Genomic DNA, 12,318 nt, shown 5'->3' with positions numbered 1-12,318 from the left:
CGGGGCTTCTACAGTGGCGGTGACGGTGGGATTTGAACCCTAATCCCTGCCGCATGACGACGTGACCCCACCGAAACTCCGCGTGATTATGCGGAGTTTCGCTTACTGGAGTCGGCGGAACCGGGCACGAATCACGGCGACTGTTGCCACGGTGTTGCCACGAATCGATGCTCTATGCCCGGATGCCGAGGGCTCTCCACACTGTGGAGACCCTCGGCAGTGTGGACATCGGAATTGTCCATCCCGTGTGGAAAAAAATGCCCAGGGAGATAGATGACCCCCGGGCGGTCAGGCCCCCCACGCCGATCGGCCAGTCTCCGAATGGGTGCCCCCCTGGGCGCGACAGTGCCCCTCAGGGTCTGTCCTGAGGGGCACTGTGTGTTGCGCGCTGGTCGGGTCTCTGTCAGGACGAAAGGGCACTGGCTATCCGGCCATCGTTCCCGCGCGTGGCGCTGGTGTCCTCGGCGGGTGACGTTGACGCGCGGGTGCTACGCGGCGAGGTCGACGTAGCTGACACCTTCGGGCAGTCCGACGCCGTATCCGCCGATGACGTGGGAGCCGACGCTCCACACTGCGGTCTTGACGTCGCGGTCCGTGAGGATCTCGAGCGACTTGGCCTGGTGGTACTTTGCCGCCATGCCAGCGAACGCGACGGCCTCGCCTGCGGTGACAGCGGGGGTGACGAACAGTTTGGCGCCGGCGAACCGGACGATGCTGGTTGCCACGTCCGCGCCGCTCGTGGGGGCGAAGCCGAGGTTGGCGTAGTCGGCCGCGTTGATGGCGACGGTGACTGCGGTGGGCTCGATGCCCAGCTGCGATGCGACGGTGGCGATGGCGAGGCGGAGCATGTGCTCGGCGTCGGTCGCGAATGCGGTGATCGTGCCGTGTGCGGCCTTCAGCGCCGCCAGGAAGGCCACGTTCAGGTCGCGTGCGATCCCGAGTCGGTGCAGGCTCAGCAGGTCTCCGGTGCCGAGGCTGAGCTCGGACTCCGCGTTGAGCTCGGTCCACCGGCCGTAGCGCTTTGCGGTCGACGTGCCCGGGACGACGTCGGCGTACTCGGTGACGGCTGCGCCCTCGGCGACTCCGGTGGCGGCGGTCGGCGTGGTCCACGTCGGGAACGTCGCGTCGATGCCGTCGAGGGGTGCGGCGGCGACCCCGGCGAAGCTGTGCAGCAGCAGGCCGGCGGGCACGCTGGTTCCGACGAACGTGGTGGACGTGCCCGTGTCGCTGGTGGTCAGCGCGGCCTTCGACTCGAGGTCAGAGCGCCACTGGAACGTCTTACCCTCGCGGGTCGACGTTGCGAGACGGCCGGGCAGATCGTTCGGCATCGCGAGCGGGTGCACGGTGGCGGGGGTCGCGTCGAAGTCGTTGCCGCCGAGCATGTCGTGCTTGTACTGCGGCTCAGCGAGCCATGCTTCGTGCTTCGCGAGGTCGGCCTGTCGGCGGAGGTCGCCGGCCTTCTGCAGGTGCGCCTGCATCTGCTTCGCAGCCTCGGCGGGCATCGACTTGCCCTCGAACTCGTTGCTGATGGCGCGCGCCTGTGCGGTGTGCTGCGCGGCCTTGCTGGTGAAGTCCTTCTCGGTCATGTTCATGTTCACCACTCCTCAGGGTGATCCGGAGCGATCCCGAAGAACCGCTCGGCTTCGTTGAGTGCGGTGGAGAGCAACTCGGCGTGCTTCGCTCGGAGCTTGGTGACGAGTCTTCGCTCATCCCTGGTCAGCTTCCGTTGCTCGGACGCGGCCCGATGTTCGATGTCGTTGATGACTCGATCCAGCTCGGCGGCTCCGCTCAGCGGGTTGCCCCCATCCGCATGGGGTGCCGGTTCTCGGAGCAGTGCTCGACGGTCTTCGGCTGTTGCGCTGGAACTCCAAGCGACTTCAGAATCTTCCGGCCGGAACTCCTGGCCTGCCTCGATCATACGACCACCTCCGGACATTCGCCGGGACATCCGTCGTCGTGTTCGATGACGACACCCCACTCGCCACCGAGGATCTCGGGCATCCAGAGCGCCCCGCAGCCTGAGCAGCTGCCGCGCTTCACCGCCTCGAACTCCGCGGCAACGTCTGGCGCGCCGGCGCTGATGATCTCCTCAAACGTGTGGTCGTTCATCGGGTGTTCCTTCCGTGGTTTCGCTGGTGTTCCCGATCGCGTGCGAGCATCGCCGCCCAACGCTCGGAATCGGTCTGTGGTTCCCGCTTTCGGCCCTCCCCGAGGCGCTGGCACCGCTCCGAGCACCATGCAGAGCCGGGGCGCTGCGTGAGATCGATCCGGCGTCCGCATCGCCCACAGGTGTCAGCGCTCATGAGCTTCCCCTCGCGCGCGCCCCCCTGGGCCGAAAAAATGAAGACCCCCGGGCGGTCAGGCGTCCCATCGTTCAGGCCAGGTCTCCGCACCCGTACCCCCCGGGGTTGAGCCATGGGCAGGTGTCGTCGTGCATGACGGCAAGCACGAACACGTGGGGTTCGATCTCGACGAGCTTGCGGTCGGCGTTGCAGTCGGGGCAGGTGATCGTGTCGGCTATGTGACCGAATGCGTCTCGGGTGATCACTGGGTCACGGCCAGGGCGTCGGCGCGGTGGTTCGCGTGTGCGGTGTCGATCGTGTCGCAGTAGCCGGGGTTGAGCATCCCGACCGGGCCGTCACAGACGGGGCAGCGCATGTCAGCGCGCTCGATGATCGCGGGCCGGTGGTCGAGGTAGGACACTGGCGCTGCCTCCTTATCATCGTCGTCTGCGGTCAAAGGTGGCGTGAAGGTGGCAAAGGTGGCAGGACTCGGAACCGTGCCACCTTCGCCACCTTTGGTGCCACCTTCAGAAACGATCGCCCACACCCAACCGACCCCGCGCCCTCCGGACTTCTGTGAGGCCACACGGGGATCACGGCAGCGCCGGCGGGCATCCTTGATCTCCTGCTCGCTGAACCCTGCAACGCGGCCGGCCTTGATCACGTCCCCGGCCGGCGCCTCGTACGCGTCCCGTTCGCGGAGGTAGTCGAGCAGGAATCCCTGCGCTGCGTTGCGGTCATCGACGCTTTCGGCATCGCCGCTGGTGCGGTTGATGATGTCGCTCACGGTCACGTCGGTGTCGCCGAGATACTGGACGGTTCCGACTTCGGTGCATCCGCCGTCATCGATGTACACAGGGGTGCTGGTCAGGTTGAATGCGAAGGATGCGCCGCGCTCCTGCGAGTAGTTCGACTTGTCCACGGTGACGATGCGCTGACCGGTGTCTTCGTCGGTCGCGAACAGCAGCACCGAGCGGACGGCGTCCCGGAACCCGTGAGATCCCGAGAGCTTGTCGGACGCGTTGCCGGCGCCCTTGTTGAAGTGCATGATCCCGATGACGGCGATCTCGAGTTCCTGCGCCAACTGGGCGAGCGGGTCGAGCGCCCGCCGCACGTCGGCTACCTTGTGCAGGTCTCCGCCGATCGTCGACGTGATCGGGTCGACGATGAGCATCTTCGCGCCGGTCTGTTCGACCGCATCCCGGATCAACTGCAGATCCATCGGGAACGCCGGGACGGTCTCGGAGGTGGTCTCGTCGACGGTCATCCGCACCCGCACCTGGTACACGTAGTCGAGGTTCGCGGTCGCGCCGATCAGCCGCGGATTCATCACGGTTGACCAGTCGTCCTCATGGCTGATGATCAGGACGGGGTAGCCGGCGCCGTGCAAGTCGCCGTCGAGTTCGCCTTTGTTGATGAGCGCGGCGAGGTATAGGGCGAACGTTGACTTCCCTTCCCCGCCCCGGCCGGCGAAGATCGTGGTCGTCCCGAGGGGGATGCGCCCGGTCCACAGCCATGCTTGCCTGCGGGTAGGGATCTGTGATGCGGGGGTGAGTAGCAGGTCACGCTGATCGCTCATCAGGCGGCCTCCCTTCCATGTTCAGTTGATGCGAGCCGCACGGGCTCACGGATGGTGTCGAGGCTGGCGCAGTACATCCGCCACGCCTCATCTAGGACGTCGTCGACGTCGGGCCGATCCGCGAGGCGTGCGGCGTTGTCAAGCCGCTCGAGCAGGTACTCGCGCCGGTCAGTGGCGGGCATGGCGAGCAGCCACATCCGGTCAGCGTCGATGCGCAGCTGGTGCACTTCCTCGTCCCGTGATGCGACGCCCTGGTTGTAGCCGAGCCAGTACAGTGCGCATACGGCCGGCGGGAGCTGCCACAGGCGCAGGTCACCGGCCGCGAGCTTGTCAGCCCAGTCGTGCAGAGTCTTGGACGCTTGTGGGGTGATCCGGTAGGCGGGGAGGGCAACACCCGTGAGTGCCGCCCTCTGCTCGGTCACACGTCCTCCTGCGCACGAATCCTGTCGGTCGCATCGGGCGCGCGGCGGACGGTGCGCGGCGCTGCCACCTGCTGCACGAACTGCTCGAACGCGGCCTTCCCGACGATGAGCGCTGCGGCGATCTCGTTGATCCGTCCCAGCTGTTCGGGCGTGAACTCCTCCTCGAACATGTCCATCCAGTTGATGTACGTACGGGCGGGCGCGTCGGGTCTCTCGTCGAGCACGAAGTCGAAGCGGATGCCGCCCCTCGTGAAGGATCTCGAGTGAATGTCGGGGTTGCCGGTACAGTCATCGTGGTCTTCCTCGCACCACCCGTAGGCGCACTGGGTCGGCTCTGCGATACTGGTCATGATCGGTTCTCCTTCGTGAGTGTTGGTGTTCTGGTTCTGGCCCTCGGGCTGGTTGCCGCCAGCGCCGGGGGCTTCCTCGTTGATGAGCACGGCACCGCCGGCGCGCAGCATCTCGCGGGCGTCGGTGACGGCCGCCGTCGGCTGGCTCGTGTCCAGCTGCGCGACCCGCCCCGAGAGCATCCGCCAGCGCTCGACGGTCATGCGTGCACCTCGGCCGTGCTCGTGCGCTCGGATGCCTCGAGCCACGCGATCACGTCGCGCTCCCGATAGACGACCGTGCGCGGCGTCGGCTTCAGGAACTTCGGCCCCGTCCCCTTGAACCGCAGCTGCGCGAGGTTGGTCAACGTCATACCGGGGACGATCTCGCAGACCTGTCCCGCGGTGAGGTACTTCTCCATGCCACTGCCCTTCTCTGTCAATTTGACATGATCTGTATGAAATTGTGTCGCTACGTCACAAGCTAGTGGATGTGATGAAAAATCACAACTACCCCTGTAAAGTGAGGGCATGGCGGGACTGGATATGAAAGCGCTCGGCGGCCGGATCGCTCACTACCGCCGGCTCAACAAGATGTCGGCCGAGGATCTGGCAGCCCGTAGCGGTGCCGGTCTGACCCGGGACATCATCGCCAACATCGAAACCGGGAGGCGCAAAGACATCGGGGTTACGCAGCTGATGGCGCTCGCAGTAGCGCTCCAGGTGCCACTCGTCGCGCTGCTACTGCCGATCACGACCCCGGATCAGGCGGTGCTCACGACACCCGACCTCGCACGGGAAGGCGGGGAGATGCACTGGACGGCTCTGCATCTTCTGCACCTGTTCCAAGGATGGACGTTGGCACCTCAGCACCCGGCCGCAAAGCGCGAGTCTCTAGCTCAGCTTGCCGCGATCCGCACCTATGGGAGGTTGCTTCGGCAGCTCGAGGAAGCGCGCGCGCGATTGGAGTTTCCGCAGGACTATCCCCCAGCGCCCGAGACCGAGAAGCGCACTGCCGTCGCCTCCGCCGAGGCCGAGCTTCAAGATCAGGTAGCCGTGCTCCACGGCCTGGGCGTCGAGGCCGGAGATGGGTAGCGTCATCGCTTACGAGACGAAGGCCGGGAAGCGGCTCTACCGGATCGTCTATCGGCGCCCGGATCACCGGCAGACCTCTGAGCGTGGCTTCACCCGCCGGCGTGACGCTGAACTGCGGCTCGCTGAGGTCGAGCTCGGCAAGGCGAAGGGCGAATACGTCAACCCTGCCGACGCTCGCGAAGATGTGGCGTCAATCGCCACAGGATGGCTCAGCGCGCGCGAGCACGTCATGAAGCCCTCCAGCTATCGGGCGATCAGGAGCGCGTGGGAGACGCACGTACAGCCCCGCTGGGGCGCACGTCAGGTCGGCGGGGTGCGGCACTCCGAGGTTCAGGAGTGGGTTTCGGAGCTCGCGCGCACGAAGTCGGCGACGACGGTGCTGCGCGCGTACGGCGTGCTCGCCGCGGTGCTGGATGTCGCGGTGAAGGATCGGCGGGTATCGCGGAACGTCGCCAGGGGCGTGGCGCTACCCCGCAAGGTGCCGAAGTCGAAACCGTACCTCACGCACCAGCAGGTGCAGACACTCTCCGACGCTGCAGCGCATCCGACGCTCGTGCTGTTCCTGGCATACACGGGTCTGCGGTGGGGCGAGGCGACCGCGCTGCGAGTGAGGCATGTCGACACACTCAGACGACGCGTGAGCGTCGAGGAGAACGCCGTCATGGTCGGCGCCGTGATCCACGTCGGCACGCCGAAGACGCACGAGACGCGCTCGGTGCCCTATCCGGAGTTCCTGGCGCTGCCGATCGCGAAGCTCTGCGAAGGCAAGGGCCGGGATGAGTTGCTGTTCGGCGACGGCCGAATGCACATGCGATTGCCGAACAGCCGTGACGGGTGGTTCTCGGCCGCGGTGAATCGCGTGCTCGAGGTCGAGGCGAAGGCTGAGGCCGCGGCGAAGGTGCGCGGCGAGCAGGAGCCGGCGCGGATGCCGCGGGTGACGCCGCACGACCTGCGGCACACGGCGGCATCCCTGGCGATCAGCTCGGGCGCCAACGTGAAAGCGGTGCAGCGGATGCTGGGGCACGCGTCGGCAAGCATGACACTGGACACCTACGCGGATCTGTTCGATGACGACCTAGACGGCGTCGCAGTCGCGCTGGATGACGCTCGCCGTGCTGCGGTTGTTGCCAAGGTGTTGCCACGGGACTAATCCCGGACATGAGAGAAGCCCCGCTTCCCCAGTGTTTTCTAGGGGAAGCGGGGCTTCATCTTTGGCGGTGACGGTGGGATTTGAACCCACGGTAGGGGGTTACCCTACACAACTTTTCGAGAGTTGCACCTTCGGCCGCTCGGACACGTCACCGCGGACAAGCTTACGTCACGCGCGACGCTCGCGCGAATCGAGGCCCTTCATCCACGCCTCGATGCCGTCGGCGTCGATGGGCAGCGCGTCCGACAGCACCTCGGCACCGGTCGACGTGACCAGCAGGTCGTCCTCGAGGCGCACGCCGATCCCCCGCAGCTCGGGCGGCAGGGTCTCGTCGAAGGAGTGGAAGTACAGGCCGGGCTCGACGGTCAGCACCATGCCCTCCTGCATCTGGGCACCCTGGTACGCGGCGTACGACGACGAGGCACAGTCGTGCACGTCGATGCCGAGATGGTGCCCCACGCCGCAGACGATGAAGCGGCGGTGCTGCTGCCCGTCGGGCGACATCGCCTCGTCCACCGAGACGTCCAGCACGCCCCAGTCGTGCAGCCCCTGGGCGAGCACCTCCATCGACGCGACGTGGAAGTCGCTCCACGGCCGGCCAGGCCCGACCGCGGCGAGGCCCGCCCGGTGTGACTTCTCGACGAGATCGTGCACCTGCCGCTGCACCGCGGTGAAGGAGCCGGATGCCGGGAACGTGCGCGTCACGTCGGCGGTGTAGCCCGAGTTCCGCTCCACGCCCATGTCGAGCAGCAGCAGCGCCTCGGGATCGACCGCCCCGTCGGCACGCACCCAGTGCAGGATCGGCGCGTGCGCGCCCGAGCCGACGATGGTCGTGTAGCCGACCCCGTTGCCCACCGTACGTGCGTGCCGGTCGAAGGTGCCCTGCAGCCAGCGTTCCCCGCCCCAGCGCACGGCCGACGGGATCTCGGCGACGGTCGCCGCGAAGCCGTCGATCGTGCCGTCGATCGCGGCGCGCAGCTCGGCGGTCTCCCACTCGTCCTTGAACATCCGCAGCTCGGACAGCGTGCGCGCCAGCTCCTCCGAGCGCGGCAGGTCCTGTACGGCGGCGCCGGCGCGCAGCGTCGCGGCATCCGCCTCCAGGTCCTCGATGGGGCGGGTGCGCACGTCCAGTGCCTCGGCGTATTCGGCGAGGCCGGGCATCGGTCCGACCCACAGCTCGCCGTGCAGCGCCGAGCCGAAGAACCCGTCGTCGCCGGGCCGGTACGGCGCCGGCAGGTACAGCGTCGCCAGATGCCCTCCCGAGACCGGATCGAGCACGATCACGGCATCCTCGATCGCCGCGCCGACCAGCCACAGGAAGTCGCTGTCGGCACGGAACTCGTACGCCGAGTCGTTCGCGCGCATCGGCGCGCGTCCCGCGGCCACCGCGATCCGCTTGCCGGGCAGCGCGGCCGACAGGCGCGCGCGGTGCGCGGCTGCTGCCTGAGCCGTGCCTGCGGTGAGCCGCGGCATCCGGTCCGCCTCGCCCCATCCGCTCTGCATCGACCGGATGAATCCGGGCGAGAGCGTGAGCCGAGGCATCCGCGGGTCGCGCTCGTCGGGAGCCGGCATGGAGGACGCCGCCGGGGCGTGCGCGTGGTCGAGAGTCATGGATTTCCCTTCTGAGGAGTGTGGTCAGCGGCCGGCGGTGCGGACCCGTGAGTCCATAGCCGCGTACAGGACGTCGACGATGAGGTTCGAGACGACGACGAACAGTCCGCCCAGCAGCACGATCGCGATCACCACAGGACGATCCTGCATCGCGACGCTCGAGACCGCCAGGTTGCCGACGCCCAGCAGGCCGAACACCTGCTCGATGACGATCACGCCGCCCAGCATGAGCCCGATGTCGATGCCCAGCTGAGTGACCAGCGGCGGCATGGCGCTGCGGAATGCGTGCGTGTAGGTGACCCGCTGCTCGGTGAGGCCCTTCGCCCTGGCGGTGCGGATGTAGTCCTGTCCGAACACCTCGAGCATCTGCCCGCGGGTCAGTCGCGCATACACAGCGGCGACCACCAGCGCGAGCGTCAGCCACGGCAGCAGCAGATGCCACGCCCAGCCGAACGGATCCTGCAGGAACGGCACGTACCCGCTGGGCGGGAAGAGCATCATGCCCGCCTTCGAGGGCAGGAAGTACAGCAGGTACAGCGCCACCATGCCGAGCACGAACGTCGGGAAGCTGATCCCGATGATCGCGAACGCCTGGCCTGCGCGATCGCGGAACGTGCCCGGATGCCGCGCCGAGGTGATGCCGATCGGGATGCCGATCGCCAGCCACAGCACGACCGCTCCGAGCACCAGCGACATCGTCACCGGGATGCGCGAGGCGAGCAGCTCCGACACCGGCATGTTCGACCGGTACGAGTACCCCAGGTCGCCGTGCAGCAGATTGCCGACGAACTGCAGGTACTGCACGTAGATCGGCTGGTCCAGCCCGAGCTTCACGCGGATCTGCGCCATCAGCTCCTCAGTCGCCTTGTCGCCCGCGATGATGCGGGCCGGGTCGGAGGGCGTGACGTAGAACAGGAAGAACACGAAGACGCTGAGCAGGAACAGCACCAGCACGCCGAAGGCGATGCGGGACAGGATGAAGCGGGTCACTTGCGGGCCCCCTTCGCCGCCGGCCGACCTGATCGGCTGGACGGATCGAGCGCGTCGCGCAGCCCGTCGCCCAGCAGGTTGAACGACAGGGTGAGCGCCAGCAGCGCGGTGCCGGGCACCACGACCATCCACCACGCGACCAGGTAGATCGAGCCGTTCGCGGCATCCGCCAGCATGTTGCCCCAGCTGGGCGTCGGCGGCACGATACCCAGTCCCAGGAACGACAGCGTCGCCTCGAACACGATCGCCGAGGGGATCATCAGCGTCGTGTAGACGATGATCGGCACGACCAGGTTCGGCACGATGTCGCGGAACATGATCGACCACTTCGACGAACCCAGCGACCTGGCCGCCTCGACGAACTCGCGATGCCGCAGCGCCACGACCTGACCGCGGATCACGCGGGCGAGGCCGGTCCAGCTGAAGAACACGATCACCGCGATCGAGAGGCCGAGGCTCGGGCCGAGGACCGACACCAGCGCGATCGCGCAGAGCAGGAACGGCACGCTCATCACCAGATCCGTGATCCGGCTGAGCACGGTGTCGGTCACTCCCCCGACGAACCCGGAGACGACGCCGACGGTGACACCGATGAGGGAGGCCGCGATGGATGCCACCACGCCGACCAGCAGCGACACCTGGGCGCCGTACGCCAGCCGCACCAGGATGTCGCGGCCGAGCTGATCGGTTCCGAGCAGGAACTCGGCGCTCGGCGGCATCGGCATGCCCTCCGGGCTGAGCCCGGTCTCGCGGAACTGCTCGGTGGGCCCGTGGCCGGTGGCTGCGGCGATGAGCGGTGCGCAGATCGCGAACAGCACGATCAGCAGGATGACGACGACCGAGGCGATGCTCGCCGGATCGCGGCGCAGCCGCTCGAACGTCAGCCGCCACGAGCCCTTCAGCTGCACATCTGCGGAGTTGCGCGCTGCGATCAGCGCGGTGCGCGGGGTCATGACCTTCATGCGGCTTCTCCTCCGACTTCGACGAGGGTGCGGGTCGGCGCCTGCTGCCGCACCTCGGGCGCGGCGGCGGCGAGCAGCTTGCGGGTGAACGGATGCTGCGGATCGCGGTACAGGGTCTCCGCGTCGCCGAGTTCGACGATGCGCCCGCCGTCCATCACGGCGATGCGGTCGCAGATGTGCCGGACGACGGCGAGGTCGTGCGAGATGAACACGTAGGTTAGCCCGAGCTCGCGCTGCAGGTCTTCGAGCAGGTTCAGCACCTGCGCCTGGATCGACACGTCCAGCGCCGAGACCGGCTCGTCGAGGATGACGAGCTCGGGGTTCAGTGCCAGCGCGCGGGCGATGCCGATGCGCTGCCGCTGCCCGCCGGAGAACTGCGACGGGAAGCGGTTGTAGTGCTCGGGGTTGAGGCCGACCAGCTCCATCAGCTCCTGCACCTTCTCGCGGCGCTTCTCGCCCGAGGCGAGCCGGTGGATGCGGAACGGGTCGCCGATGATCGAACCGACCCTGCGCCGCGGATTCAGCGAGCCGAACGGGTCCTGAAACACGACCTGCACCTTGCGGCGCAGGTCGCGCCATTCCTTGTGGCCGAGGCCGGACAGCTCCTGACCGTCGAAGGTCACCGAGCCGGAGGTCGGCGAGATCAGGCCCGCGAGCGTGCGTGCCAGCGTCGTTTTGCCGCATCCGCTCTCGCCGACCAGGCCGAGCGTCTCGCCGCGGCGCACCTCGACCGAGATGTGATCGAGCACCGTGCGGCTCTGCTTGCGTCGCTGCGTGAAGGTGAGCGTGACATCGGATGCCGCGGCGATGGTCCGCGGGGCATCCGCATCCACCGGGACCGGGGCGAGCGGCGCGGGCGCCGGCGGCTCGGACGGCGCGTCCTCGAGCCAGCACTCCACCTCGGTGCCGTCGTCGTACCGGCGCAGCGGCGGCCTGCTGCCGCAGACGTCCATGACATCCGGGCACCGGTCGGCGACCACGCATCCGAGCGGCGGCGCGAGCAGGCTCGGCGGGCGGCCCGGGATCGGCGTGAGCGGCACGCCCGGCTCGCGGTTGAACGACGACGAGCGCAGGAGCCCCGCTGTGTACGGATGCGCGGGCGAGCCCAGCACGCTGGCGCTGGCTCCCAGCTCGAGCCGGCGGCCGCCGTACATCACCATCACCCGGTCGGCCACGCGCGAGAGCACGCCGAGGTCGTGGCTGATCATCAGCACCGTCGACCCGGTGTCCTCGCGCATCTCGCCGAGCAGGTCGAGGATCTGCGCCTGCACCGTGGAGTCCAGTGCGGTGGTCGGCTCGTCGGCGATGATGAGCGCCGGGCCGAGCGACAGACCCATCGCGATCATCACGCGCTGACGCATGCCGCCGGAGAACTGGTGCGGGTAGGCGTCGAAGCGCGCACCCGCATCGGGGATCCGCACCTTCTCGAGCAGCTCGATCGCGCGGGCCTTCGCACCCTGCGCGCTGATCCTCTTGTCGTGCGCGCGGATCTGCTCCACGATCTGCCAGCCGACGGTGTACTGCGGATGCAGGCTGGACAGCGGGTCCTGGAAGATCATACTGATCTCCTTGCCACGCACCGCGCGCATGCCGCCCGGCTCCAGGGTGAGCAGGTCGCGACCGCGGAACATCGCGGTTCCCGAGGTCTCCGCCCCCGGGATCAGGCCCATGATCGACTGCACGAGCACGGACTTGCCCGACCCGGACTCCCCGACCACGCCGAAGAACTCGCCCTGCTCCACGGCGAACGACACGTCGCGCACGGCGTGCACGGTGCCGTCCTCGGTGGGGATGTCGACGACGAGGTTCTGCACGTCGAGAAGTGACATCGTTGCTCCTTCGAGAGGGGCCGGCGGCGGATGAGCCGCCGCCGGCCCGCGAGTCCTGCGACTACTTGGTCA

13 protein-coding genes and 1 tRNA gene are annotated in these 12,318 nt (G+C 67.9%); 2 read left to right on the top strand and 12 right to left on the bottom strand.

Annotation, left to right across the window (positions count from 1 at the left end):
• Positions 1-488: 488 nt before the first annotated feature.
• The 7 genes from DY023_RS06555 to DY023_RS06525 all read right to left on the bottom strand — a co-directional run bounded on the left by DY023_RS06555 (position 489) and on the right by DY023_RS06525 (position 5,031).
• Positions 489-1,592, bottom strand: a complete 1,104-nt coding sequence (locus DY023_RS06555) for a hypothetical protein (RefSeq protein WP_116241544.1) — start codon at positions 1,590-1,592, stop codon at positions 489-491.
• Positions 1,593-1,594: 2 nt separating this feature from the next.
• Positions 1,595-1,918, bottom strand: coding sequence for a hypothetical protein (locus DY023_RS06550; protein WP_116241543.1), 324 nt, complete (start codon positions 1,916-1,918; stop codon positions 1,595-1,597).
• Entirely contained in the window at positions 1,915-2,109 is a 195-nt protein-coding gene (locus DY023_RS06545) for a hypothetical protein (protein WP_116241542.1), read from the bottom strand. Before DY023_RS06545 ends, DY023_RS06550 begins: the two co-directional genes overlap by 4 nt.
• Positions 2,110-2,544: 435 nt before the next feature.
• A complete protein-coding gene (locus DY023_RS06540) occupies positions 2,545-3,861 on the bottom strand; it encodes an AAA family ATPase (protein WP_116241541.1) in 1,317 nt (438 codons plus the stop codon).
• The gene (locus DY023_RS06535) at positions 3,861-4,283 is read right to left on the bottom strand and encodes a hypothetical protein (RefSeq protein WP_116241540.1); all 423 of its coding nucleotides are present in this window, start codon (positions 4,281-4,283) and stop codon (positions 3,861-3,863) included. Before DY023_RS06535 ends, DY023_RS06540 begins: the two co-directional genes overlap by 1 nt.
• Positions 4,280-4,834: a hypothetical protein gene (locus DY023_RS06530; protein WP_116241539.1), complete on the bottom strand. Its 555-nt coding sequence runs from the start codon at positions 4,832-4,834 to the stop codon at positions 4,280-4,282. The genes DY023_RS06535 and DY023_RS06530 overlap by 4 nt, the downstream gene beginning before the upstream one ends.
• Positions 4,831-5,031: a helix-turn-helix transcriptional regulator gene (locus tag DY023_RS06525; protein ID WP_116241538.1), complete on the bottom strand. Its 201-nt coding sequence runs from the start codon at positions 5,029-5,031 to the stop codon at positions 4,831-4,833. The genes DY023_RS06530 and DY023_RS06525 overlap by 4 nt, the downstream gene beginning before the upstream one ends.
• Positions 5,032-5,140: 109 nt before the next feature.
• Here DY023_RS06525 and DY023_RS06520 point away from each other — a divergent pair, with 109 nt between their 5' ends.
• Together DY023_RS06520 and DY023_RS06515 are read left to right on the top strand one after the other, a co-directional pair.
• Positions 5,141-5,704 (top strand): helix-turn-helix domain-containing protein, encoded by a 564-nt coding sequence (locus tag DY023_RS06520; RefSeq protein WP_116241537.1) that lies wholly within the window; start codon positions 5,141-5,143, stop codon positions 5,702-5,704.
• A complete protein-coding gene (locus DY023_RS06515; RefSeq protein WP_116241536.1) occupies positions 5,697-6,854 on the top strand; it encodes a tyrosine-type recombinase/integrase in 1,158 nt (385 codons plus the stop codon). The genes DY023_RS06520 and DY023_RS06515 overlap by 8 nt, the downstream gene beginning before the upstream one ends.
• A 62-nt stretch (positions 6,855-6,916) precedes the next feature.
• Here the strand turns inward: DY023_RS06515 and DY023_RS06510 are convergent.
• The 5 genes from DY023_RS06510 to DY023_RS06490 all read right to left on the bottom strand — a co-directional run bounded on the left by DY023_RS06510 (position 6,917) and on the right by DY023_RS06490 (position 12,246).
• Positions 6,917-7,007, bottom strand: a tRNA-Ser gene (locus DY023_RS06510).
• A gap of 15 nt (positions 7,008-7,022) precedes the next feature.
• On the bottom strand, positions 7,023-8,465 hold the full coding sequence (locus DY023_RS06505; RefSeq protein ID WP_245958619.1) for an aminopeptidase P family protein: 1,443 nt from the start codon (positions 8,463-8,465) through the stop codon (positions 7,023-7,025).
• 24 nt (positions 8,466-8,489) lie between these two features.
• Positions 8,490-9,455, bottom strand: a complete 966-nt coding sequence (locus DY023_RS06500) for an ABC transporter permease (RefSeq protein ID WP_116241535.1) — start codon at positions 9,453-9,455, stop codon at positions 8,490-8,492.
• Entirely contained in the window at positions 9,452-10,417 is a 966-nt protein-coding gene (locus DY023_RS06495; RefSeq protein ID WP_220347249.1) for an ABC transporter permease, read from the bottom strand. The genes DY023_RS06500 and DY023_RS06495 overlap by 4 nt, the downstream gene beginning before the upstream one ends.
• Positions 10,414-12,246, bottom strand: coding sequence for a dipeptide ABC transporter ATP-binding protein (locus tag DY023_RS06490; RefSeq protein ID WP_116241534.1), 1,833 nt, complete (start codon positions 12,244-12,246; stop codon positions 10,414-10,416). Before DY023_RS06490 ends, DY023_RS06495 begins: the two co-directional genes overlap by 4 nt.
• Positions 12,247-12,318: the final 72 nt, after the last annotated feature.

It is taken from the genome of Microbacterium bovistercoris (genome assembly GCF_003387575.1).
GTDB classification, from domain to species: Bacteria; Actinomycetota; Actinomycetes; order Actinomycetales; family Microbacteriaceae; genus Microbacterium; species Microbacterium bovistercoris.
The sequence above is the reverse complement of the archived record's forward strand: the minus strand, read 5'-3'. Positions and strand labels throughout refer to the sequence as shown.

Excerpts from the sequence above, each read along its gene's own strand:
- DY023_RS06555 (WP_116241544.1), bottom strand. The coding sequence starts at position 1,592 with ATGAACATGACCGAGAAGGACTTCACCAGCAAGGCCGCGCAGCACACC.
- DY023_RS06550 (WP_116241543.1), bottom strand. The coding sequence starts at position 1,918 with ATGATCGAGGCAGGCCAGGAGTTCCGGCCGGAAGATTCTGAAGTCGCT.
- DY023_RS06545 (WP_116241542.1), bottom strand. The coding sequence starts at position 2,109 with ATGAACGACCACACGTTTGAGGAGATCATCAGCGCCGGCGCGCCAGAC.
- DY023_RS06540 (WP_116241541.1), bottom strand. The coding sequence starts at position 3,861 with ATGAGCGATCAGCGTGACCTGCTACTCACCCCCGCATCACAGATCCCT.
- DY023_RS06530 (WP_116241539.1), bottom strand. The coding sequence starts at position 4,834 with ATGACCGTCGAGCGCTGGCGGATGCTCTCGGGGCGGGTCGCGCAGCTG.
- DY023_RS06525 (WP_116241538.1), bottom strand. The coding sequence starts at position 5,031 with ATGGAGAAGTACCTCACCGCGGGACAGGTCTGCGAGATCGTCCCCGGT.
- DY023_RS06520 (WP_116241537.1), top strand. The coding sequence starts at position 5,141 with ATGGCGGGACTGGATATGAAAGCGCTCGGCGGCCGGATCGCTCACTAC.
- DY023_RS06515 (WP_116241536.1), top strand. The coding sequence starts at position 5,697 with ATGGGTAGCGTCATCGCTTACGAGACGAAGGCCGGGAAGCGGCTCTAC.
- DY023_RS06505 (WP_245958619.1), bottom strand. The coding sequence starts at position 8,465 with ATGACTCTCGACCACGCGCACGCCCCGGCGGCGTCCTCCATGCCGGCT.
- DY023_RS06495 (WP_220347249.1), bottom strand. The coding sequence starts at position 10,417 with ATGAAGGTCATGACCCCGCGCACCGCGCTGATCGCAGCGCGCAACTCC.
- DY023_RS06490 (WP_116241534.1), bottom strand. The coding sequence starts at position 12,246 with ATGTCACTTCTCGACGTGCAGAACCTCGTCGTCGACATCCCCACCGAG.